Origin of the sequence: Niabella yanshanensis (assembly GCF_034424215.1) — a bacterium.
Classification (GTDB): domain Bacteria; phylum Bacteroidota; class Bacteroidia; order Chitinophagales; family Chitinophagaceae; genus Niabella; species Niabella yanshanensis.
Map to the genome: position 1 here is coordinate 1,575,137 of NZ_CP139960.1, position 24,001 is coordinate 1,599,137.

Sequence of the window (24,001 nt, forward strand, 5' to 3'; positions counted from 1 at the left end):
TATCGGTATCTAATATCTAAATACTAATATCTATATCCTTTGTCATCTCCCCTTAAAATACTGGTCATCCGCTTTAGCTCACTAGGCGATGTGATTTACACCACTCCTGTAGTACGTTGTTTAAAACAGCAATTACCCGGGGCTGAGGTTCACTTTATCACGAAGCCACAATTCAAATATATTTATGAGGACAACCCCTACCTCGATAAACTATTATTATTAAAAGAAAAGCTGAACGATACTATAGCTGAAATCAAAGCTCAAAACTACGATTGTATTATAGACCTGCATAGTAATTTAAGAACAAGTATCATCAAGCTTAGAACAGGTATCAAATCGTATACCTACAACAAGCAAACCATACGTAAATGGCTTAGTCTTAAATTAAGAAAGCAACTAGTTCCACCAGTACACCTGGTAGACCGGTATTTGAAAGCTGTGGTTCCTTTGGGTATTGTCAACGATAATAAGCCAATCGATTATTTTGTAAAAAACAATTATGATATTGCCACCCTTTTGCCCGCTACGCATCATAACGGTTATATAGGGTTTATTATCGGAGCCGCACATTTTACCAAGCGTATGCCGAATGAGAAGATCATCTCGATATGCAGGCAATTGAATCGTCCTATCGTATTGCTGGGAGGAAATGATGTAAAAGGAAACGGATCAATGATTGCAGCCGCTGTCGGCCCCAACGTATATAATGCCTGTGGCGTAACAAGTCTCGACGAATCGGTTTTCCTGGTGTCAAAGGCGGAATCAATCATTGGTTTCGATACAGGACTCACCCATATTGCAGAAGCATTTAATAAACCCATTGCCTCTATCTGGGGGAGTACGGTTCCTGAACTGCTGGGCGTTCAGCCCTATAAGGTAGATAACGTACTTATTTCAGGCGTTAATCTTAGTTGCCGGCCCTGTTCGAAGTATGGCCTGGCCCAATGCCCGCTCCATCATTTTAAATGCATGAACGACATCAACGAAAAAGAAATAGTTGATTTTTGCAACGGATAGGTGCCTGATTCTGGATGCAGGATACTGGATGTTAACATAGTGTATCAAGCATCGCCTATCCAGCGGCTAATCTACGCTTCTTCGTAGTTCAGATCTTTATGAAAGGTTTCTTTAGAGGTAAGCACCGCGATAGTGCATACAGCAAAAACAATTATACAGGTATAAATTCCTCCGTTTATATAACCCACGCCGGGTAAGCTTCTCAGGAACTGGAATAACATCAGCATCAACGGTACCGTTCCTCTTACCATATTGGGAATGGTAGTAGCTGCAGTTGCACGAAGATTGGTGCCGAATTGCTCGGCGCCAATGGTCACAAAAATGGCCCAGAATCCCGATCCAAAGCCTAAGGCAGCACATAAGAAATACATTAAAGAAGCGCTGCCATTCCATTGAAGCGTAAAATACAAAACCATACACAAAGCAGTAATGGCATAAAAAACATATAATGCTTTTTTGCGGCTTTTCATCCACTGACTTACCAGCCCTATGGTTACATCACCTACGGCCAAACCCGCATAGGCAAACATAATAGATTTACCCGGGTCTATCTCCCCGGTGATTCCAAACTCCTTGGCGAACTCCTTACTAAAAGTAACGAGAATACCAATTACCAGCCAGGTAGGAACGCCAATCAAAATGCTCTGTATATAACGTGTCAGTCTTTCGCGGCTGTTCAATAACATAAAGATCCTGCCGCGTTTCACATCCTTCGCTTTCATTTTCTGGAACATTCCAGATTCCAGTACAGAAACTCTAAGTAACAACAGGGCCAGACCTAATCCGCCACCTATAAAATAGCAGGTTCGCCAATGAAAATTCTCTTTTATAAAGAATGCTACCACCGCCCCTGTTATACCAAAGCCTGCAACAATGGAAGTGGCTATTCCTCTTTTTTCTTTGGGTAATAGTTCGGCAACCAATGTTATGCCCGCACCCAATTCTCCCGCCAGACCAATACCCGCCACAAACCGGATCCATTTATATTGTTCTACGGTCTGTACAAAACCATTGGCAATATTTCCCAGTGAATACAACAATATCGATCCAAACAATACACTCGATCTTCCTTTTTTATCACCGATGATACCCCACACTATACCTCCCAGCATTAATCCAAACATTTGCCAGGAAAGAATGCTTTCACCATCTGTGGTAATCTGATCGGGCGTTAAGCCCATCTCTTTTAAACTGGGAATACGTATAATACCAAAAAGCAACAGATCATATATATCTACAAAATAGCCTAATGCGGCTACTACAACAGTTAGGTTAAAAATCGAGACGGGTTTATTACCGGGCTGCATCGTTTGTTAGTTTGTTTTATCCGCAATTTATGAAAGGGCATAATACCCTTAAACTATAATGCCTGGCTATTTCAGGATAGTTATTCATTTGAAGCTCTCCTCCATCTGCCAGCTATCAACTCCTGTTAATAAAATACTCAATTGCCAGCCTGTAGCCATCCAACCCTAAGCCACAAATAGTACCTGCGGCTTTGGCGCTTACATGAGATAATTTCCTAAAATCTTCCCTGGCATGCACGTTACTGATATGAACTTCCACTACCGGTGTTTTAATAGCCGCAATACAATCTCCGATTGCCACCGAAGTATGCGTATAGGCTGCGGGATTCAACACAATACCATCAGCTTCATTTCCAAATCGCTGAAGCGCATTAACCAACTCCCCTTCCACATTGCTTTGAAAGTACTGAATTGTCAAATCCGGGAAACGGGCTCTCATCGCTTCCAAAAATGAATCAAATCCTTGTGAGCCATAAATACCTGGCTCTCTCTGTCCCAGCAGGTTTAAATTAGGGCCATTTATAATTGCGATCTTCATCTAAAAGCTGTTTGTTTTATTTATGAAACGAACAAGCTAATATAGATCAATTGTTCGAAGTATATCAAAATGGTTAAAAATAAGAATGGTTATAGCCGCACAGACTGGTAAGCCCCCGGCGTAATACCTTCGATTTTCTTAAAAAGACGTACAAAATAATTAACATCATTAAAACCACACTGTAGACTCACCTCGCCAATACTGTTGTTTTTATCAGTCAGTAATTGTTTTGCAAGGCGAATGCGTTCCTGGTTGATATATTCCAAAGGCGTAATACCTAACTGCTCTTTGAACCATTTAAAAAAATGATTTCTGCCCAGGTAGGCTTTGCGACTCAACAGGTCTACAGATATTTTAGAACTTAAATGCTGCTGTATGTAATTAAGTACGTAATGCAGCCGGCTGCTGTTCGAGTGAGACAGGCTTTCTGCCGAGGCTACTTTCAGGTGCTGGCTTTGCATCAGCCGTATCAGCAATTCCTTCAGGTTCAGGTCTGCGTATACATTTTTTGCCAGGTCATCACTGCAACAAATGCGTATCAGCTTGTTCAATGATGAAGCGATCTCGTTGTTATTCCGAAAATGATAATGATCAAATGTCAGCTTCCAGGAACCAGCTTCGCTGGTGTTATTGTAATGGTGATTTAAGTACTGAACGGTTTCAGCTATGTAGCCTCCATCCAATGTCAATGCAATACACTGGCTCGGATTCAGCTCTGAAGCCTCAGGGAAATCGATCAGCATTTCCTCCCTGGCATTAGCTATAACTGTTTCTCCGGGTAAATAATCAAATGATGGTTTATTGGGTAGATGCATTACTTTTTTACCCGCGATCATACTGGTGATCACCACATCATTAAAAGTAAGCGGTACCTGGTAAGCGGTTTCATAGGATTCAAAAATATTAAGCTCACAACCGTTCAGGTTGTAGATACGCCTGTTCTCAACGAGTGTTTGCAACTCTTTGTGTTGCGTAAAAGCGATTTTATTTAAATGATGTACCATTGGGCATAAAGCAATCCTGCCAGTTAAGTTAAGAAATTTTATCGCTTTCAAACCATAAAAAAAATTTAAATTATTGAGGTACAATTGTGCTACAAATAAATACGATTATCACCGGTACTTGATCATAATAATTGAACCTTAGAGCATTATTTAACGATAAAAATTCTTGAAATATGAGCACTACAACTGCCGCAGCGCCTACGGTCTCTAACCCGGCCGCCCGGCCCCAATTTAAAGATCGCTATGAACACTATATCGGTGGCGAATGGGTAGCACCCAGCAGCGGTGAATATTTCGACAACATCTCTCCTATTGATGGCAAAGTGTTTACACAGGCAGCGCGCGGTAATGCGGAAGACATTAGCAAAGCAATTGAAGCGGCGCAGGAAGCTTTTAAAACCTGGAGCAAAACCGGCGCCGGAACCCGGAGTAATATTTTATTAAAAATCGCACAGACTATTGAGGATAACCTTGAATACCTGGCAACCGTAGAAACCATAGACAATGGTAAGGCCATCCGGGAAACACGTGCAGCAGATTTACCTCTGGTGGTGGATCATTTCCGGTATTTTGCAGGTGTCATCCGGAGCGAAGAAGGAACTATCAGCGAACATGACGAAACTACCGTGAGTATCAACCTGCATGAACCTATCGGCGTGGTAGGACAAATCATTCCCTGGAATTTCCCTTTACTGATGGGCGCCTGGAAAATTGCGCCCGCGTTGGCTGCCGGCTGTTGTGTAGTTGTAAAACCGGCTGAGCAAACGCCAACCAGCATTATGTGCCTGATGGAGTTAATTGGCGACTTATTGCCCAAGGGCGTACTTAATATTGTTACAGGCTTTGGCGTGGAGGCCGGAAAACCTTTGGCACAGTCCCCTCACGTACAAAAAGTGGCCTTCACAGGTGAAACTACTACCGGCCGCCTGATCATGCAATATGCATCGGAAAACTTAATTCCTGTTACGATGGAACTGGGAGGTAAAAGCCCCAATATATTCTTCGAATCTGTAGCCGATGCCGATGACGAGTTCTTTGATAAAGCAATTGAGGGTGCTGTGATGTTTGCCTTAAACCAGGGTGAAGTATGTACCTGTCCCAGTCGTATTCTCGTTCATGAAAATATTTACGAGAAATTCATGGATCGTGTGGTTCAACGAACAAAGGCTATCAAGCTGGGCAATCCCCTGGACGGATCTACCATGATGGGTGCTCAGGCTTCCGAAGATCAATACAATAAAATTCTCAATTACCTCGATATCGGCAAACAGGAAGGTGCCATTGCTTTAACCGGCGGGGAAGCATTCCATCAAAACAGCGGACTGGAACATGGATACTATATTCAGCCGACCATCTTTAAGGGTCATAATAAGATGCGTATTTTCCAGGAAGAAATTTTTGGCCCGGTTACCTGCGTTACCACTTTTAAAACCACAGAAGAAGCGATCGCCATTGCTAATGATACGTTGTACGGATTAGGCGCTGGTGTCTGGACCAGGGATGCGCATGAGTTGTACCAGGTACCCCGTGCGATACAGGCTGGCCGGGTTTGGGTAAACTGTTATCACGCTTACCCTGCTCACGCTCCTTTTGGAGGTTATAAAAAATCCGGCTTTGGCCGGGAGACACATAAAATGATGCTCAATCACTACCGCCAAACCAAAAACATGTTGATATCTTACGCTAAGCAGAAGTTAGGTTTCTTTTAAAACGTTTAGAGGTTCGCAGGCCGTGCTGCCCTGTGCAGTGCGGCCATTTTTTCGTTTAAATGTACGACTATGATCGCAAGAGTTTTAATCACACCGGAAGCTGAAGCAGTAGTAGAAAAACTGAGGGCGCAACATGGGCCGTTGATTTTTCATCAGAGTGGTGGCTGCTGCGATGGCAGTCAGCCGATGTGTTTTGCTTCAGATGATTTCAAATTAGGTAATATCGATATTTGTTTGGGCGAAGTCGCCGGTTGTAAATTTTATATGGCTGCTGATCAATTCGAATACTGGAAACATACCCAGCTGGTATTGGACATTACCCAAGGTCGTGGCAGCAGCTTTTCGCTGGAAATACCGCTGGGCCTGCGCTTCCTGATTCGTTCAAGAATTTTTACAGAAGCAGAATTGGAAGAACTGGCCCAACAGGAATAAGGAGCCTAGGCCTCCCTTACCCCTAAAAACAATACTGGTTTTAAGAAACCCATCATATCCCAAAACCAGCGATTGCTGTCATGAGCACTATCCCCGCAATCAATATGACAGGCATTTAGAGAAAACTTTCTGAATATCTTTAGATCTGCCACCTTTCTTAGCTGCAATAAAACTCTATAGGCATAAGCATGCCCCAGCACTTCAATAATCAGGGAGTTAATCGGTACTTTTAGTGATACTCCAAAATGCTGTTCATGCAAGTCCAGCACTTGCCGGCAAAGTTTTTCTACATTCCCGAAACTGGCTTTCATCGCCTCCATCAATTCAAAATTGCAGACCAGGTGAACTGAATATTGCTTCAGATTCACCTTTATACAATAACCACTAATATCAACCCGGGTATCCAATAACAAATAATTAAGACGACTAAAATACGGCATCTTGTTTGGGAAATGTGCTTATCCATTAAATTTGCCCCGTGCTGCAACATTTATCTATACAGAATTACGCTATTATCGATATGCTGGAAATTGATTTTTCCCGCGGGATGAATATTATAACCGGTGAAACAGGTGCCGGAAAATCGATCATTATCGGAGCTTTAAATCTCATACTGGGCGAACGTGCCGATATTTCTTCTTTAGTAAACAAAGAAAAAAAGTGTGTGATCGAGGGGCATTTCCAGGCGGAAGGCAATGAGCTGGTAAAACATTTTTTGGCTGAAAATGACCTGGACGACCCAACCCAGCTTGTAGTAAGACGTGAAATAGCACCCAATGGCAAGAGCAGGGCGTTCATCAATGACACTCCCGTTAATCTTTCTCAATTACAAAGCCTAAGTGAGTTACTGGTGGATTTGCACCAGCAATTTGACACCTTATCCATTGGTGACAATAACTTCCAGGTAAATGTGGTAGATGCACTGGCGGATACGCATGAAGTGCTGACCGATTATAAGAAATCCTTCCGGCTTTGGAAACAAACAGAAAAAGACCTGGCGCTCCTGCAACAGCAACAACTCCAGTTTGAAAAAGAAAGCGATTATAACCGCTTTCAGTATGATGAACTGGCGGCCCTGAATTTGAAAGAAAATGAGCTGGAAACTATTGAAGCCGAACTCAAAATACTTTCCAATGCAGAGGGTATTAAAAATACACTGAACCGGGTTTGTGGCGAGCTGACTGAAGGTGAACAACCTATTACGCAACAGCTGAAAAGTCTTTCCAATTTATTGAATAGTTATACCGGCTTTCATAAAGATCTGCCGGAGATCAATAAGCGGCTTCAAAGCGCCCAGATCGAACTGAGCGATATTGCGGATGAACTTGAACGCCTGAATGATCATATCAACTACGACGGGGAAAAGATCGAAGAATTGAATGAACGCATGTCAGCTGGTTATAAGTTGCAAAAAAAACACGGCGTTCAGTCTACCAATGAATTATTAACAATTCAAAAAGAACTGGAAGAAAAACTGGACGCCGTTCTTAACATCGCTGGAAATATAGCATCGCTGGAAGCCCAGGTGGCTAATCATCAGAAAAAAGTACTGGCATTGGGTGAAAAAATATCGCAGGCCCGTAAAAAACAGGTACCTGCTTTCGAGAAAAGTGTGAATCAGTCGCTGGTGCAGGTAGGCATGCCTAATGCCCGGTTACAGGTTTCTGTATTGCCACAGGTTCCTGCTAATAATGGCGTTGACGCTATTGAATTTTTATTTGACGCCAACCTGCCTACCGGACAGGCAGGTAAAAGCGGGCAGTTTAAGCCGGTTAACAAAGTAGCCAGTGGCGGGGAATTAAGCAGGCTGATGCTTTGTGTAAAAAGCCTGGTGGCCGAAAAAATGGATCTGCCTACGTTGATATTCGATGAAATAGATAGCGGCATTTCGGGCGAGGCCGCCAAACAGGTGGGCATTATCATGAAAACCCTGGCGGCCAACAGGCAGGTAATTTGCATTACGCACCAGCCGCAGATTGCCGGAAAAGCAGACGCCCATTTCTTTGTTTACAAGGAGCTGTCTGGCGAAAAGGTAAAAACCAATATCAGGCAGCTAGGTACCGACGAGCGCATTACAGCAATTGCCCGTATGTTAAGTGGAGAAAAGCCAACGGCGGCGGCGCTGGAAAACGCAAGGGAGATGGTTCAAAATTAAAATATTCGCCAATGGCAGGACTAAAGCTTACGCTGATTTTATGCGTTATACCGATCATGTTGATCGGCGGCATTTACACCTACCGTTTTTTAAACAATAAACTCACCTCCAGTTCAAGTACTTTTGGCCTGATCTTTTATGCCCTCGCCTTGTTTTGCGCTATAGCGGCTATATATGGCGGAGGTTTAACAGTAATAGCCTTGCTTTACGATTATCTTTCGATATAATCTACCTCTAAATAACAAACGTGATTCGCTCAACACGGTTCCTATTCAGCTGTTCTCTCTTCATACTCCTTTACGGGAGCTCGTCTATACATGCTCAAACCTTACCACAAGACAGTTTAATTCAACAATCTATAGTGAAAGACAGCCTTCCACCGGCTCGTCACCAACTGGAGAGGTTAAATAAAGATTTTATTGTAACCGGTATAAAAGACGGGGCAGCTATTGCTGCAAGCCCTTTGCGCTGGCAGAAAAAAGACTGGATAAAATTCTCTGCTTTAGCGGGCAGTGCCGGTGGACTGATGCTTCTGGATAAAGAGATTAAAAGTGTGCTCCAGCATAATCAAAATAACTTTACCACCAGCATGGCCCGGGGAGTAGAACCTGTGGGCAACATATATGGGCTGTTTGTCTTTCCTGCCATTTACGTTACAGGTCTGGCCATAAAAAATCCTCATGTTGAAAGTATAGGATTACGGGGTAGCAAGGCTATGGCCATTTCATCTATTATCTGTTTTGCCGGTAAAAATCTGATCCGGAGACAAAGGCCCGATGCCTCAACAACGCCTTTTAACTATGCGCCACCGTTTTCTAAAGTCAAATACAACTCTTTTCCGTCGGCACATTCAAGCATAGCTTTTACACTGGCTACGGCATTGGCCATGGAGTTCCCTGATAAAAAATGGGTTGCGCCGGTGGCCTATTCCATTGCTTCCCTAACCGCTTTATCCCGTGTGTACGATAACCGGCATTGGGCCAGCGATATTATAGTGGGTGCGGCTTTGGGGCATTTTGTAACCAAAGCGGTGTATAACAGGGGACAAAAAAAACACCGGCCAGCCAAAACATTCATGTAATCCCGTTAATCTTCAGGTCTGGTTTATTGCGCGCTACTACTATTGAGTTTCTTATTCTCTTTTATTCAAGCTTACAGAACCCATCTATATATTACTTACAAATCAAAAATCATTCTTACATTTACCCTCTAATTTTTATCTAATGGCTTATAATCTTTTAAAAGGAAAGAAGGGAATTATATTTGGTGCGCTGGACGAAAAATCCATTGCCTGGAAAACAGCCCAAAAATGCTACGCTGAAGGAGCAGAAATCGTATTAACGAATGCGCCGGTAGCGCTTCGCATGGGTGCTATTAATCAACTGGCTGCTGAATGTGGCAATGCGCCTGTTATTGGTGCCGATGTTACCAGTTTGGATGATCTAAAAAACCTGATCGAAAAATCGATGGAACATTTTGGCGGAAAGATCGATTTTATTCTTCACTCTGTAGGCATGGGCCTTAACGTACGTAAAGGCAAACATTATACAGAGATGAATTATGAATGGAATCAGAAAACCTTCGACATTTCTTCTATGAGCCTGCATAAAGTATTGAGAACAGCCTGGGAACTGGATGCCTTAAGCGAGCATGCCAGTGTAATTGCATTGACTTATATAGCTGCACAGCGTGTATTTCCTGATTATAATGAGATGGCGGATGCCAAAGCCCTGCTGGAAAGCGTAACCAGGATGTTTGGTTATTACTATGGAGAAAAAAATAAGGTACGGGTGAATACCATTTCCCAATCTCCTACTCCAACTACCGCAGGAAGTGGTGTTAAAGGTTTCGACAGCTTTATTAACTACGCTGAAAAAATGAGCCCTTTAGGCAATGCTCCTGCTGAGGCATGCGCAGACTATATTGCGGTAATGTTCAGCGACCTGACTAAATATGTTACGATGCAAAACCTTTTCCACGACGGAGGTTTCAGCTTTACCGGTGTAACACCTAAGGTACTGGAAGCAATGGGTGGTGAATAGGCTTAATTTATTCCGAAAATATAATAAGGCCGCGATTCAAAACCGCGGCCTTATTTATGTCATCGAAAAACCATAATTCAGATCAACTGTAGTTTTGCAACTTTAGGGTCAACTTCCACTATATCATCCTCAAAGTTGAGTTTGATACGCCATTTCTGAAGCGTAGCGGCACCAATGATAGCTTCTTCACCAAGGTTGGGTACTACCAGGAACTCATCTGACAACAGTACACCATTGATATAAAAATCGAGTCTAACCGCATATTTAACCTCTATAAAAAGCCCTTCACTGGCTGTGGCCAGTTTCCTCACGCGCCCGAGCGGCTCTAATACTGCAATATCTTCAATATTATCCGGATTAACACAGGAAAGATTAGCGCCGCTGTCAAACAAAGTATATAAATGCTTTTCGCCTTTGGAGCCTGCATAAAGGAATGGAAGTTTTAAAATAGACATAGGTTTGTTTCTCCAAAGTTATGACTTATAAATTGTAAAACTTTGTAGCATTTCCTCCATAAAAAGCGGCTTTTTCACTTTCCGTAAAAGAAGCAAAATAGGCATCTACAATCCCTTTCATCTTTTTATAAGATCCGGCTACCAGGCAAACCGGCCAGTCGCTTCCATACATAATGCGCTTAGCGCCAAAAGCCTCCACCACCGTATCCAGGTAAGGTGTAAAGTCTTGTGGTTTCCATCTTGTCCAGTCAGCCTCCGTAACCATACCACTGATCTTACAATATACATTAGGCAGTTCGGCTACTGCCTGTATATCTTGCTGCCAGCCATCTACCGTACCTGCTTTTACATACGGCTTTGCAATATGATCGATTACAAACCGCTGATCAGGAAAAGCTGCTGCCAGCTTGCGGGCGTACTTTAGCTGGTCGGGGAATATCAAAATATCGTAAGTATAATCGTATTTGTGTAAGAGACTGATACCATTCATAAACCTCTTCTTCAGCATCAGGGCCCTGTCCTTTTCCCCCTGCAATACATGACGGAAGCCTTTCAGTTTCTTATAATAGCAGTAATGGGCGAGCTTGTCTTCTATATTTTTTGCCTGCAGATCTACCCATCCTACTACACCTTTCACAAAGTTGTTTTGTATAGCATTAGCAAGCTGAAAAAGATTCTCTACTTCAGACTGATCACTTTGCACTACCACACATCCATCCAAACCATTTTCCACCAATACCGGCTTCAGATCTTTGGGTAAAAAGTCCCTTTGTATCTTTTTCATCGATTCATCGATCCAGCTATCCCTTACCGGATCAAATATCCAGAAATGCTGATGTGCATCTATTCTTAAAGCCATAACTATTGTTTAAACGACCAAAAATAACAGAGGACCGTCAACTAAATCACAGTCAACCGTCCTCTGTCATCTTTACTTCATAATATTATTTACTCCACGCTACGCAGGTCTGGCTGGATGTTCCGAGGCCATCAATACCTAATTCAATTACGTCACCAGGTTTCAAATAGATCGAAGGATTAAAACCCATGCCCACGCCAGCCGGAGTTCCGGTAGATATTACATCTCCTGGTAACAGAGTCATAAACTGACTTACGTAGGAAATAATATGTGGCAATTTAAAAATGAAATTGGCCGTAGTCCCGTCCTGCATGGTTTGTCCGTTTACTTTTAGCCAAAGGCGCAGGTTATCCGGATCCGCGATCTCGTCTTTGGTAGCCAGAAACGGGCCTAAAGGTGCAAAGGTATCGCAGCCCTTACCCTTATCCCAGGTACCACCCCGCTCTAACTGGAACGCGCGCTCGCTCACGTCATTGTGCAACACATAACCAGCAACGTAGTCCATTGCATCAGCCTCTTCCACATAACTGGCTTTCTTGCCAATTACTACGGCCAGTTCTACTTCCCAGTCTGTTTTTAAAGAATCCCGAGGTATTATAATATTGTCATTCGGACCTGATAACGAAGTGGATGATTTCATAAAGATAACCGGCTCCGTAGGTACAGTAGCACCCGTTTCTTTTGCATGATCGGCATAGTTTAAACCGATGCACAATATCTTGGAAGGACGTGCTACAGGGCTGTCCAAACGCTCCTCCTCACTGATCGTTACCAGGCTACTTTTATTATCCTGTATATATTGGGCCAGGCGTGCCAAACCATCGGTTTCAAAAAATTGTTCATTATAATCCTCTCCAAAACCTGAGGTATCATATTTCACATCATCTATAATAACACCGGTGTTAATACTGCCCGGTTGGCCATAACGTATTAGTTTCATTTTGTAATTTAAAATTTATTATTAATTATTCAGCTTGATAAACCCTCCATCAATAGGATAATCGCTACCCGTAATAAAAGATGCTTCATCGCTGCACAGGTACAAAATAAGGGCGGCAATTTCCTCAGGCTTTGCCATACGGCCGATGGGCTGGGTTTGAGAAAGCTTCTCAAACATTTCGGCTTCTTTACCCGGGTAATTTTTTGCCAGGAAGCCATCTACAAATGGTGTATGCACCCGCGCCGGAGAGATACAGTTACAACGGATATTATCTTTTACATAGTCTTTCGCTGCAGATAAAGTCATAGCCAATACAGCTCCCTTGCTCATGCTATAAGCAAACCGGTCCGGAATACCCACGCTGGATGCTATAGATGCCAGGTTCACAATAACCCCTCCGCCGTTTTCCTTCATCAACGGAATTGAGGCGTATAAACTATTATACACACCCTTTACGTTTACCGCAAATACCCGGTCAAAATCCTCAGCGGCGGTTGTTTCAACTTTACCAATATGAGAAACGCCCGCACTGTTTACGAGAATATCAAAAGCCCCTACCGAAGCATAAGCCGTCAACACTTCTTCCTGGCTGGCCACATTTACCGGTAATGCTGTGGCTTTCCCCCCGGCGGATTCAATTTCGTGAACGGTTGCCGCTGCGGCCTCTTTATTGAGATCAGCCACAAAAACATGCGCACCAGCTCTGCCAAACACAAGACATACTGCTTTACCGATACCGCTGCCACCGCCTGTAACGATGGCCTTTTTATTGTCTAACTTAAACATTTAATGATTTTTAAAATGGGCATCAATATACTACTTAATTGATTATCGTCTATTGATTTCGGTCCAATCGCATTCGCTATCCCAAATCAAAATGGGCCCGCACAAAGTACGGACCCATTTTGATAAAAAGATGGAAATATTAACTAAACAAATCTTTTATTTTATCGAAAAAGCCTTTTTCTGTCTTTTCCGGTTGAGGTTTTAAATTAGGAGAGTCTGAAAGTCCTTCTAAAGCCGCCTTTTCTTCGTCGCTGAGGTTTTGAGGCGTCCAGACACTAACATGTATTAACTGGTCACCTTTTTCATAGTTTGAATGTACATTGGGAAAACCTTTGCCTTTTAACCGGAAAATCTTACCACTTTGTGTACCCGGGGGTATTTTTATCTTAGCCCTGCCGTCAATTGTCGGCACTTCGGCATTCGTGCCAAACACCGCATCTGTAAACGACACATACAATTCATAAACCACGTTTAGCCCTTCCCGTTGCAATTCTGTATGTGTTTCCTCTTCAATTAAAACAATAAGATCTCCGGCAGCGCCACCGCGCTCGCCCGCATTTCCTTTTCCGCCAATACTTAATTGCATGCCTGCCTGCACGCCTGGTGGCACATCAATGGTGATCGTTTCCTCACCGTAGACCCTTCCGGCCCCTTTACAATTAGAGCATTTGGATGTTATGGTAGTTCCTTCTCCGTTACAATCAGGACAGGTGGTAACGGTTTGCATCTGCCCCAGGAAAGTATTCTGCACTTTCCTCACCTGGCCACTACCCTGGCAGGTACGGCAGGTTTGAACGCTTCCTTTATCTTTAGCGCCATCACCGCCACAGGTAGTACAGGAAGTGTATTTTTTTACTTTAATGTTTTTAGTAACCCCTTTCGCTATTTCTTCATAATTCAGCTTCAATTTCACACGGAGATTACTTCCCCGTATACCACGCGCCCTGGCGCCACCGCCCCTGGCCCGTCCCCCGCCGCCAAAGAAGCTTCCAAAAATATCATCACCGAACACATCTCCAAACTGGCTGAATATATCTTCCATATTCATACCGCCGCCACCGCCAAAACCGCCACCACGACCAGCTCCACTTAAGCCAGCATGCCCAAACCGATCATACTGCGCCTTCTTTTCTGAATCGCTTAGCACCTCGTAAGCTTCGGCCGCTTCTTTAAACTTTTCTTCTGCGGCTTTATCTCCCGGATTCCTGTCGGGGTGAAATTGCATCGCTACCTTACGATAAGCCTTTTTGATCTCCTCCGCAGTTGCTGTTTTGGACACGCCTAATATCTCGTAAAAATCTCTTTTTGACATCTAGTATTTTTTGAAAACATTCAATTTGAAAACCTGAAAAATCATAGGCGGCAATCAATTCGTCCCTTCAAACTTTCAAATTATTTACCTACCACTACTTTGGCATGACGAATAATCTTATCATTCAGGTAATACCCTTTACTTATTTCATCCACTATCTTCCCCTGCAAATCCTCGGTAGGCGCGGGAATTTCTGTAATAGCTTCATGTAATTCCGGGTCAAAAGCAACACCTTTTGCCTCCATTGCCTTTAATCCCTTTGATTGTAAAATATTTTTCAGCTTGTTAAAAATCAGGCTCACCCCCTGCTTCAAATGCGCATCACTGGACTCTTCTACCTCTTTCGATGCACGATCTACATCATCTAACACATCTAATAAATCTGTAATAATATCTTTTCCCGCAGTTTGAAATAACTCTATACGTTCTTTTGCGGTTCTTTTCCGGAAGTTGTCAAACTCAGCAGCAAGGCGCAAATACTTGTCCTTACTCTCATTTAATTCAGCCTCTAAAGCGTTCAACTGGGTTTCTTCAATGGGGTCGTTCAGGTGCTCTGTACCACTTACATTTTCGTCAGCATTAATGTTTAAACCATCCTGCTCTGTAAAATTATCATTGTTTTGATTCATCATATTCTAATTTGTTGGCAAAACTAAGCATGACAATAATATTGCCAATGAAAAAAAGTAGACAAAATGTCGGTCATTCCATAAAAAACAGGCGTTAAAAATAAACTTCCTGCATTTTTTATAGTCATTTACTTTATTTTCATGTACTTATTTATCTGTATGAAAAAAATCCTGCTTTCTCTACTGCTTTTGGCAACCACCTGTTCGCTAACCTCCGCTCAAACCCTTGAAAATAAGCTGGCTGCATGGACAAAAACCAATCCCGTAGAAAAATTGTATCTACACCTGGACCGGGAGAGTTACTTCGCCGGGCAAACCATTTGGTTAAAAGGCTATTTTATGACCGGGCTTATACCATCCGGACAAAGCTCTTCCTTGTACGTAGAACTAATCAACAGCGATAACGATATTGTATTAAGAAACATTTTTCCAGTTTATTATGGAACAACAATCGGAGGACAAATAGATATTCCCGAAAGCCTGGTGGCAGGTACCTATCAGATAAGAGCTTATTCCTCCATAATGCTCAACCAGCCCGGATTTGTGTTTCACAAACGGGTTTCCATATGGGGAAAAGAAGACAAAAAGAAAAACAACGATGAACCAAAGGGTAAATCTCAGCTACTCTTCTTCCCTGAAGGCGGTAACATGGTTAAAGGATTATTGAATATTGTTGCCTTCAAAGCCATCGACAAATATGGAATGCCATTATCGGTGGAAGGAGAAATCAAAAGCGAAACCGGCGAATTAGTAACCAGCTTTAAAAGCCAGCATGACGGCATGGGTAGCTTTCCTATTATTCCACTGCCGGCAGGCAGCTATTTTGCCACATTGAAAGGTTCTGAAGAGAAGTATCCGCTACCACCATCTACTGATAACGGAATCTCATTCAGTGTCAGAAATACAGCAAAAGGCAAGCAGTTCCGTATTCAATATAATAGCACTGACGAAGCGTTTAAACCCGCCTATTTGGTGGGACAAATGGAAAACCAGGTGCTCTTTAAACACCCGATTGGCGGAGACAAAAAAGAGATAACAGGAGTTATTCCTACCGCGGATTTCTACTCAGGTATTTTACACTTAACTGTATTCAATAAAGACGAAATGCCCCTTGCCGAACGCCTTACTTTTATTAATAATAAAGATTACGTACTACCCGCAACGCTCAAAATCGACACTTTAAATATTGAAGCAAGAAAAAGAAACAGGTTCTCAATTGCACTTACGGACACTATTATCGGTAACTTTTCAGTATCGGTAACCGATGCAGACAGTGAAACAGAGCCCTTCCGATCACAAACCATTTATTCCTGGTTTTTGCTTAACAGCGACTTGCGCGGATATATCCATAATCCGGCTTACTATTTTAGCAGCAATGCTGATTCTACACATGCTGCCTTAGACCTGGTAATGATGACCCATGGCTGGACCCGGTTCAAATGGACAGATGTGGCCCAGAATAAATTGGCGCCGGCTAAATATAAGGACGCCGGATACATTAGCTTAAGTGGCCAGATTGTATTAGAAGGTACCAAAAAACCTTTGGCCAACAGGGACGTTATCATGATGCGCTCAGCTGTTGATACAACCGTTGCGAAACGGGGCACCACTACATTACTACAAACGGATTCAATGGGCCGTTTCAAACTGGATTCTTTGTTCTTTACGGAAAAAAATAAAATACTTTTTTCTGAAGTAAGGGGTAATAAGAGCAAGTTTATCAGGGTAAAGCTGGATGCCGATTCGCTAAACAGGAGATTTGGAATTGAGCCGGTACTCATGCCCCAGGACAGCAGCGCCATTATTAAAAACAACGCTATTGTAAACGCTTATGATGACTATGTAAAAGCCCAGGGGCTGTTACTGGAGAATGTAGTTGTAAAGGTTAGACAAAAATCAGAGGTGGAGAAGCTGGACGAGCAATATGCCAGTGGTTTGTTCTCAGGTGGAATTAACAGCCGAACCATTGACCTGAGAAATGAAGTTTTTGGGGGCGATATCTTCCAATACCTGCAGGGACGGGTTGCAGGTCTTACCGTTAGTGGTACTCCGGGCAATTATGTATTAAATTACCGCGGTGGTGGATTGGGGGGAGGGAATGTGGCTTTATTCCTGGATGAGATGCCGACTGATGCCACGATGATTGAAGGTATACCTGTTGCAGAACTGGCATTTATTAAGCTTATGCCTAACACTGTTGCAACGGCCGGTGGTGGCACAGCGCTCGCTATCTACCGCAAGAAAGGCGCTGACCTCAGGGCAGCAATGGAATCGCCCACAGATATCGTAAATTATAATGGGTACACCGTTATGAAAGAATTTTATAATCCTGATTATGACAAGCAACCTGATAATAGCAAAGCGGATAAAAGGATGACACTGAACTGGAATCCGGCTATTTTTTTAGCGGAAGTCAATCCAACCATTCCGGTTATATTTTACAATAATGACCAAACCAGGCGTTTTAAAATAGTTGCCGAAGGCGTTACCAACGACGGCCGTATGCTGATGATTGAGAAGATCATTGAGCCAGGTGCTAACTAACTGCTGAGACATGTTTGTGCAAAGGCGCTGTTAAATGCATCCTATAATAGTGAAGGGTAAAACACACTTCGCCATTTTTTTTGTAACTTAACAATGCCCGATGAAGATTTATAAACAAATATTATCCGTTTTCTTCTTATTATCATTCCATGTTGCGCCGGCCCAGGAAAAAATACTGGAAGGCTGGCATCAGTCTACCCCTATTGAAAAGGTATACCTGCACATGGATAGAAAAGATTATTTCGCAGGACAAACCAGCTGGTTTAAAGGGTATTTTATTTCAGACTTCAAACCTTCTGCCCGTAATTCAACGCTTTTTGTTGAGCTGATCAACCGGGCTGGTGCAGTGATCAGCCAAAAAGTACTCCCGGTATTTAATGGCATTACTTACGGGCAGATTGATATACCCGATACATTGTCAACGGGAACCTACCAGGTAAGGGCCTATACTCCTTTAATGTTGAATCAGGAGAAAGTATTCCTCTACAATACTCCCATTCGTGTACATGGAAGAAACAACAAGCCTGAAGTTCCGTCAAAGAATACTCATGCACTGGCATTCTTTCCCGAGGGTGGCACTTTACTGGCCGGCGTGGAAAACAAGGTTGCTTTCAAAGCCACATCGGGCGAAGGTCTGCCGGAAAATATTACTGCCAGTATCGTAGATAATACGGGAGCAACCGTTACGCAGATTGAAAGTCTTCACGACGGCATGGGCGTGTTTAAGCTTAAACCAGCCGACGGCACAACCTACCAGGCCGTATGGAATGGAAAAGCATATCCGCTACCTGTTGCTTCAGGCAAGGGCATTGCCATACAGGTAGAAAACACGAGTAGCACTGTTAACTATTCTTATACTTCTTCCGGCGATGAAAGCTTTACACCTTCTTATATAATCGGGCAAATGCAGCACGAGGTGATGTTTAAACTACCAGTAAACAACAACCAGCCAGGCACTATTAACACATCGGCTCTTCATTCAGGTATTTTACAAATCACTTTTTTCAATAAAGACGGTATGCCATTAGCCGAACGTCTGGTCTTTGTTGATAATAAAGAGTATATTGTTAATGCTGTTCTTAATCCACAACAGATCAATACCAAAGTCCGGGGTAAAAATCATTATAGTATTGATTTTAACGAACCGGTAAATGGCAATTTCTCTGTGTCGGTAACAGACGATGACTACAACGAACCTGGTCTCCGTAAAGAAAATATCATTTCCTCCCTTTTATTAACCAGCGATATTCCGGGCTACGTACATCATCCAGCTTTTTATTTCAGCAGCGCTCCCCAGGCTAAAGAGGCATTGGACCTGGTGATGCTTACCAATGGCTGGCGACGCTTTAACTGGAAGGAACTCATCGGCAGCAAACCGCCCACTCCGGGCTACACAGACCCAGGGTATATATCTTTATCGGGCCAGGTAAATGTGCGCGGCTCTAAAAAGAATTTTGCGGATAGAGACCTGCTGGTTTGGGTGGCCACTTCTGATTCGGGGCGTGCACTTGAGTTGGTTAAGACGGATGCAGAGGGACGATTTAAAATGGACTCCGTTGTATTTTTTGATAAGGCTAAAATCCTTTTTAGCGATGTGATGGGCAATAAAAGTAAGTTCCTGACAGTAAAGTTGGATACAGATTCGCTATACAGGACTTTTAATTTGCCCGCTTTACAGATGCCTCCTGCCATTAACACAGGCACCTCTTTATTAAATAATATGCAAGGAGCGTATAGCTCTTATGCAAGAGGTGGTGGCGTGCTGCTGGATAACGTAAATATAGAAGGAAGAAGACTCACACTGGAGGAGTTGGAGAAAAAGTATGTGAGCGGACTTTTCTCAGGAAACATAAATGCGCGAACGATTAATCTAACCGGGCAGTTCGTACCTCAGATCAATATATTTGAATGGCTGATTGGCCGTGTACCCAGCCTGGTGGTACAAAGAAATAGCCAGTTTTTTGATGGGTACCAGCTTTATTTGCGCCAGCAACCCGTACAGCTTTTCCTGGATGAAATGCAGATGCAGGATGCCAGCCTGATCTCTACTATTCCGCCGAATCAAATTGCGCTGATTAAGATCTATCCCCAGTTTATAGGAGCCCGGGGTAATGGAGCAGCCATCGCCATTTACACCAAGCGTGGTGAGGATTTAAATGAAGAAATGGAAGCCTCGGGAGACATCGTGGACTATGATGGTTACAGCATCATTAAAGAATTCTACAGCCCTGACTATTCCACCCCTCCGGATGTGGATTACCGGGACAACCGGCTTACCCTGGCCTGGCAACCTGAGGTAACAGTATCCTCCGATAAGAATGCGTCCATTCCCGTTCAATTTTACAATACCGATCGTACTAAAAAGTTTAAAGTGGTTGCAGAAGGCGTAACAAAAGAAGGCAAGCTTTTATGGGTAGAACAAACAGTTGAATAGTCCTTAAATATTTATTTTTGCTGGCTATGACAATTAAACAGATCATTTCTTATTTAGAATCAGTAGCACCTCTCACCTTGCAGGAAAGTTATGATAATGCAGGCCTGATTACCGGCGATGCCAACCGGGAATGCACCGGGGCCCTGTGCTGTCTTGACGCTGTTGAAGCTGTAGTAGATGAAGCGATCGAAAAAGGATGCAATCTGATAATAGCGCATCACCCCATTATTTTTAGTGGCCTCAAGAAAATAACAGGTAAAAACTATGTTGAACGTACCATTCTCAAAGCCATAAAAAACGACATTTCGATTTATGCAATTCATACTAACCTGGATAATGTATTGACCGGGGTAAACGGAAAAATTGCGGAAAAACTGGGCCTGAAAAACCTTTCCATCCTTGCACCCAAGGGAGGTCAGCTCAGCAAGCTATTCTTTTATGTACCTGCTTCTCACGCCGGTAATACTATGAATGCCTTATTTGAAGCGGGTGCCGGTTATATCGGTAATTACAGCGAATGTAGTTTCCGTGTTAACGGGATTGGCACTTTCAAGCCTAATGAAGCGGCCAACCCTTTCAGTGGCGAACCAGGTAAAAGGCATGAGGATGAAGAGGTGAAAATAGAAGTACTTTTCCCATCCTGGCTGGAAAGCCATATCCTATCGGCCCTCAAAGCCAACCACCCCTACGAGGAAGTGGCTTACGAGGTGATCGGCCTTAACAACAGGCACCAGGATATCGGTTCCGGCATCACCGGTGAATGGGAAATACCCTTAACAGAAACGGAGCTTTTACAAAAACTAAAGCAAATTTTTAAGATTCCCGTAATCAGGCACACCGCATTTACGGGTAAAACTATCAAAAAGGTAAGTATTTGCGGTGGTTCAGGCATTTTCCTCCTGAAAAACGCAATCAATTATGGATCAGACGCTTATATAACCGGAGACATTAAATACCACGAATTTTTTGATGCGGACGGACACTTGCTGCTGGCAGACATTGGCCACTACGAAAGCGAGCAGTTTACGACAGATTTGCTGGCGAATCTTTTAGAGCAAAAATTCCCTAACTTTGCCGTCCTTAAAACAGGAGTAAATACAAATCCTGTACAATACTTTTAAAGTCTTAATTTGAAGGGTTAGGATTTTAGAAGAATTAATATTTTAAACATATGGCACAATTAAAAGAATTTTCCATTGAAGAAAAATTAGGTTCATTGATCAATTTGCAGAAAATAGACAGCAAGTTGGATGAAATTAAAATTTTAAAAGGCGAGCTACCTATGGAAGTAGCTGACCTCGAAGACGAGCTTCAGGGATTGCGTGCAAGACAAACCAGAATAGAAGAAGAAATTAATGGTGTAACTGAATTTATTGAAGAACGTAAAAATGCCATTAAAGAAAGTGAAACGCTGATCAAAAAATATGAAAAAGATAGCGAGAATGTAAAGAATAACCGTGAGTTTGAGGCTATTAACAAAGAAACTGAAATGCAACAGCTTGAAATTAAGCTGGCCGAAAAGCATATTAAAGATGCAAACGAAGAAATTGCAGATAAAGTAATTCTTTTAGACAAGGCTAAAAAGAATATTGCAACTAAAGAGGGCTCTTTGGAGTTGAAGAAATCAGAATTGGAAAAGATCATTTCTGCCAACGAAAAAGAAGAGAAAGAATTTGCAAAATTATCAGAAGAAGCCAAAAAAGAAGTTGAACCACGTTTATTAACGAGTTACGAAAAAATCCGCGGTAACTTCCGTAACGGTTTAGCCGTTGTACCGGTTGTGAGAGATGCCTGCGGTGGTTGCTTCTACTCTATCCCTCCTCAAAAGCAAAGTGAGATCAAGCAGCATAAGAAAATTATTGCTTGTGAAAACTGCGGCCGTATTCTGGTGGACGAAGAGCTACACAATAATATCGAAGTAAACTAAAATATTTTTTCTTTTTTTTATTTCTCCAATCCCAAAAGGGTTGGAGTTTTTTTTTGCATTCACTGCATTAAAAAAGGACCTGCTTTCGCAAGTCCTTTCTAAATAATATTCTCAATCTTATTTCTTTAACTCATCTTTTGCGGCATCCACACCTGCTTTGGCTGCGTCTTTGATTTTCTGCGCTCCTTCCTTCAGCTTTTCTACACCTTCATTCGCTTTCTGCTTGGCAACATCACCCAACGCCTTCGTTCTTTCCTTTATTTTATAGGTGGCGCTATCTATATCAGCTTTTAATGAATCTCCTATGGAAGACAGGGCTGTATCTATTTCCCTCGAGCTATCCGTTACTGTTTTATCAATAAGATCCATAGAATCCTCTTCTGCTTCTTTTGTAGTAGAAGCGGTTTCACAGGAAGCCAAAAATAAAATGCCGGTGCTCAACAGAATAAAAGATATTTTTTTCATTTTCTTTTTTTAATAAATCCGAAAAAGAGCAAATGGTAACCTTAAAGAATTCTTAATTATTTTTTTCTAAAGTATAACCTCACCGGCACACCGCTAAGATCAAAGTTCTTACGTAGCTGATTTTCCAGGTAATTACGGTAAGGCGTTTTAATATCATCAGGAAAATTACAGAAGAATGCGAATGAGGGAACAACGGTAGGTAACTGCGTTACAAATTTTATTTTAATGGCATGTCCGCGCACTACGGGTGCATGGTGCGCCTGTACAGCCTTCAGCATTACATCATTTAATTTGGAAGTAGGTACTTTACGGCTGCGGTTCTCATACACTTCAAGCGCCGTCTCCATCGCCTTAAAAATACGTGTTTTCTCCAGGGCGGAAATAAATACTACCGGTACATCGCTAAACGGAGCCAGGCGCTTCTTTAATTCGTTTTCGTAGTCGCGGGCAGTATTGGTCTCCTTCGCAACCAGGTCCCATTTATTCACCAGCAACAAAACCCCTTTTCCCTTCCGTGCTGCCAAACTGAATATGTTCAGATCCTGTGCGGTAATACCTTTTTCTGCATCAATCAATAGCAAACATACATCAGCCTCATCTACAGCTTTAATAGCCCGTATAACAGAATAAAACTCCAGGTCTTCATGCACCCTGGCTTTGCGGCGGATACCGGCCGTATCGATCAGGGTAAACTCTTTCTGGAATAGATTGTAATGTGTATGAATGGTATCTCTTGTGGTGCCCGCAATATCACTTACAATTGTACGCTCCTGCCCCACCAAAGCATTTAACAAAGAAGACTTGCCTACATTAGGCTGCCCGATGATCGCAAATTTGGGAAGTTCATCTTTACCTTCTTCATCCTTCTTCTCCTCCGGGATCAAATCGGCTACAGCATCTAATAATTCACCGGTACCGCTACCGCTGGCTGAGGCGATAAAATATACCTGTTCAAATCCCATGCTGTAGAACTCCGTGGCATCCAGCATACGATCATTGTTGTCTACTTTATTTACCGTTAAAAAAACAGGTTTGATGCTTTTACGCAATACATTAGCCATTTCTTCATCGAGGTGTGTAATGCCTGTGCCGGCATCTACCATAAATACAATGGCATCCGCCTCTTCCACTGCAATCATTACCTGCTTAGCGATCTCTTTTTCAAATACATCCTCACTGCCATGCACAAAACCTCCCGTATCAATTACGTTAAAATTTTTACCATTCCAGTCGCTGATACCGTACTGCCTGTCGCGCGTAACACCACTTACGTCATCTACGATTGCTTTGCGCTGCTCCAGCAGGCGATTAAACAATGTACTCTTTCCCACATTTGGTCTGCCGACTATGGCTAATGTAAAACCCATTTTATTATTTTGTTTTATTAATATATCGCCGCCCTGCGGCTATTAATATATCGCTGCTACGCAGCTTGCTTTTAAATTA

Annotated in this window: 23 protein-coding genes; 11 read left to right on the forward strand and 12 right to left on the reverse strand. The window is 42.7% G+C overall.

The window, feature by feature from the left end:
* Window positions 1-39 precede the first annotated feature (39 nt).
* Window positions 40-1,017, forward strand: coding sequence for a glycosyltransferase family 9 protein (locus U0035_RS06085; RefSeq protein ID WP_114789133.1), 978 nt, complete (start codon window positions 40-42; stop codon window positions 1,015-1,017).
* Window positions 1,018-1,088: 71 nt separating this feature from the next.
* On the opposite strand, the gene U0035_RS06090 is transcribed toward U0035_RS06085, so the two are convergent.
* The 3 genes from U0035_RS06090 to U0035_RS06100 all read right to left on the reverse strand — a co-directional run bounded on the left by U0035_RS06090 (window position 1,089) and on the right by U0035_RS06100 (window position 3,866).
* The gene (locus U0035_RS06090; RefSeq protein WP_114789134.1) at window positions 1,089-2,324 is read right to left on the reverse strand and encodes an MFS transporter; all 1,236 of its coding nucleotides are present in this window, start codon (window positions 2,322-2,324) and stop codon (window positions 1,089-1,091) included.
* Window positions 2,325-2,439: 115 nt separating this feature from the next.
* Window positions 2,440-2,862: a type II 3-dehydroquinate dehydratase gene (aroQ, locus tag U0035_RS06095; RefSeq protein WP_114789135.1), complete on the reverse strand. Its 423-nt coding sequence runs from the start codon at window positions 2,860-2,862 to the stop codon at window positions 2,440-2,442.
* Window positions 2,863-2,951: 89 nt separating this feature from the next.
* Window positions 2,952-3,866 carry an AraC family transcriptional regulator gene (locus U0035_RS06100; RefSeq protein ID WP_114789695.1) on the reverse strand — a complete coding sequence of 305 codons (915 nt, stop codon included), beginning with the start codon at window positions 3,864-3,866 and terminating at the stop codon, window positions 2,952-2,954.
* Window positions 3,867-4,039: 173 nt separating this feature from the next.
* Here U0035_RS06100 and U0035_RS06105 point away from each other — a divergent pair, with 173 nt between their 5' ends.
* Window positions 4,040-5,575, forward strand: coding sequence for an aldehyde dehydrogenase family protein (locus U0035_RS06105; RefSeq protein ID WP_114789136.1), 1,536 nt, complete (start codon window positions 4,040-4,042; stop codon window positions 5,573-5,575).
* 69 nt (window positions 5,576-5,644) lie between these two features.
* Window positions 5,645-6,007 (forward strand): DUF779 domain-containing protein, encoded by a 363-nt coding sequence (locus U0035_RS06110; protein WP_114789137.1) that lies wholly within the window; start codon window positions 5,645-5,647, stop codon window positions 6,005-6,007.
* A gap of 5 nt (window positions 6,008-6,012) precedes the next feature.
* Here U0035_RS06110 and U0035_RS06115 read toward each other — a convergent pair whose 3' ends face one another.
* Complete coding sequence (locus tag U0035_RS06115; protein WP_327138731.1) at window positions 6,013-6,414, reverse strand: hypothetical protein; 402 nt, start codon at window positions 6,412-6,414, stop codon at window positions 6,013-6,015.
* Window positions 6,415-6,485: 71 nt separating this feature from the next.
* Between U0035_RS06115 and recN the strand changes: the two genes are divergently transcribed.
* The 4 genes from recN to U0035_RS06135 all read left to right on the forward strand — a co-directional run bounded on the left by recN (window position 6,486) and on the right by U0035_RS06135 (window position 10,204).
* Window positions 6,486-8,162 (forward strand): DNA repair protein RecN, encoded by a 1,677-nt coding sequence (recN, locus tag U0035_RS06120; RefSeq protein WP_114789139.1) that lies wholly within the window; start codon window positions 6,486-6,488, stop codon window positions 8,160-8,162.
* 11 nt (window positions 8,163-8,173) lie between these two features.
* Window positions 8,174-8,389 carry a hypothetical protein gene (locus U0035_RS06125; RefSeq protein ID WP_114789140.1) on the forward strand — a complete coding sequence of 72 codons (216 nt, stop codon included), beginning with the start codon at window positions 8,174-8,176 and terminating at the stop codon, window positions 8,387-8,389.
* A gap of 134 nt (window positions 8,390-8,523) precedes the next feature.
* The gene (locus U0035_RS06130) at window positions 8,524-9,243 is read left to right on the forward strand and encodes a phosphatase PAP2 family protein (RefSeq protein WP_114789141.1); all 720 of its coding nucleotides are present in this window, start codon (window positions 8,524-8,526) and stop codon (window positions 9,241-9,243) included.
* A gap of 142 nt (window positions 9,244-9,385) precedes the next feature.
* Entirely contained in the window at window positions 9,386-10,204 is an 819-nt protein-coding gene (locus U0035_RS06135) for an enoyl-ACP reductase FabI (RefSeq protein WP_114789142.1), read from the forward strand.
* A gap of 77 nt (window positions 10,205-10,281) precedes the next feature.
* Here U0035_RS06135 and U0035_RS06140 read toward each other — a convergent pair whose 3' ends face one another.
* From U0035_RS06140 to U0035_RS06165, 6 genes are all read right to left on the reverse strand, one after another.
* Window positions 10,282-10,659, reverse strand: a complete 378-nt coding sequence (locus tag U0035_RS06140; protein ID WP_114789143.1) for a pepsin/retropepsin-like aspartic protease family protein — start codon at window positions 10,657-10,659, stop codon at window positions 10,282-10,284.
* 25 nt (window positions 10,660-10,684) lie between these two features.
* Window positions 10,685-11,518: an amidohydrolase family protein gene (locus tag U0035_RS06145; RefSeq protein ID WP_114789144.1), complete on the reverse strand. Its 834-nt coding sequence runs from the start codon at window positions 11,516-11,518 to the stop codon at window positions 10,685-10,687.
* Between the two features lie 85 nt (window positions 11,519-11,603).
* Window positions 11,604-12,458 carry a fumarylacetoacetate hydrolase family protein gene (locus tag U0035_RS06150; protein ID WP_114789145.1) on the reverse strand — a complete coding sequence of 285 codons (855 nt, stop codon included), beginning with the start codon at window positions 12,456-12,458 and terminating at the stop codon, window positions 11,604-11,606.
* Between the two features lie 21 nt (window positions 12,459-12,479).
* Window positions 12,480-13,244: an SDR family NAD(P)-dependent oxidoreductase gene (locus tag U0035_RS06155; RefSeq protein WP_114789146.1), complete on the reverse strand. Its 765-nt coding sequence runs from the start codon at window positions 13,242-13,244 to the stop codon at window positions 12,480-12,482.
* A 139-nt stretch (window positions 13,245-13,383) separates the two neighbouring features.
* A complete protein-coding gene (gene dnaJ, locus U0035_RS06160; protein WP_114789147.1) occupies window positions 13,384-14,556 on the reverse strand; it encodes a molecular chaperone DnaJ in 1,173 nt (390 codons plus the stop codon).
* Window positions 14,557-14,636: 80 nt separating this feature from the next.
* Window positions 14,637-15,188: a nucleotide exchange factor GrpE gene (locus U0035_RS06165; protein WP_114789148.1), complete on the reverse strand. Its 552-nt coding sequence runs from the start codon at window positions 15,186-15,188 to the stop codon at window positions 14,637-14,639.
* Window positions 15,189-15,344: 156 nt separating this feature from the next.
* Here U0035_RS06165 and U0035_RS06170 point away from each other — a divergent pair, with 156 nt between their 5' ends.
* From U0035_RS06170 to U0035_RS06185, 4 genes are all read left to right on the forward strand, one after another.
* Complete coding sequence (locus U0035_RS06170) at window positions 15,345-17,729, forward strand: hypothetical protein (protein ID WP_114789696.1); 2,385 nt, start codon at window positions 15,345-15,347, stop codon at window positions 17,727-17,729.
* Window positions 17,730-17,829: 100 nt separating this feature from the next.
* Window positions 17,830-20,163, forward strand: coding sequence for a hypothetical protein (locus tag U0035_RS06175; RefSeq protein WP_114789149.1), 2,334 nt, complete (start codon window positions 17,830-17,832; stop codon window positions 20,161-20,163).
* 26 nt (window positions 20,164-20,189) lie between these two features.
* The gene (locus tag U0035_RS06180) at window positions 20,190-21,284 is read left to right on the forward strand and encodes a Nif3-like dinuclear metal center hexameric protein (protein ID WP_114789150.1); all 1,095 of its coding nucleotides are present in this window, start codon (window positions 20,190-20,192) and stop codon (window positions 21,282-21,284) included.
* A gap of 50 nt (window positions 21,285-21,334) precedes the next feature.
* A complete protein-coding gene (locus U0035_RS06185) occupies window positions 21,335-22,090 on the forward strand; it encodes a zinc ribbon domain-containing protein (protein WP_114789151.1) in 756 nt (251 codons plus the stop codon).
* Window positions 22,091-22,207: 117 nt separating this feature from the next.
* On the opposite strand, the gene U0035_RS06190 is transcribed toward U0035_RS06185, so the two are convergent.
* Window positions 22,208-22,555 (reverse strand): hypothetical protein, encoded by a 348-nt coding sequence (locus U0035_RS06190; protein WP_114789152.1) that lies wholly within the window; start codon window positions 22,553-22,555, stop codon window positions 22,208-22,210.
* 56 nt (window positions 22,556-22,611) lie between these two features.
* A complete protein-coding gene (gene der, locus U0035_RS06195) occupies window positions 22,612-23,922 on the reverse strand; it encodes a ribosome biogenesis GTPase Der (protein WP_114789153.1) in 1,311 nt (436 codons plus the stop codon).
* Between the last annotated feature and the right edge of the window lie 79 nt (window positions 23,923-24,001).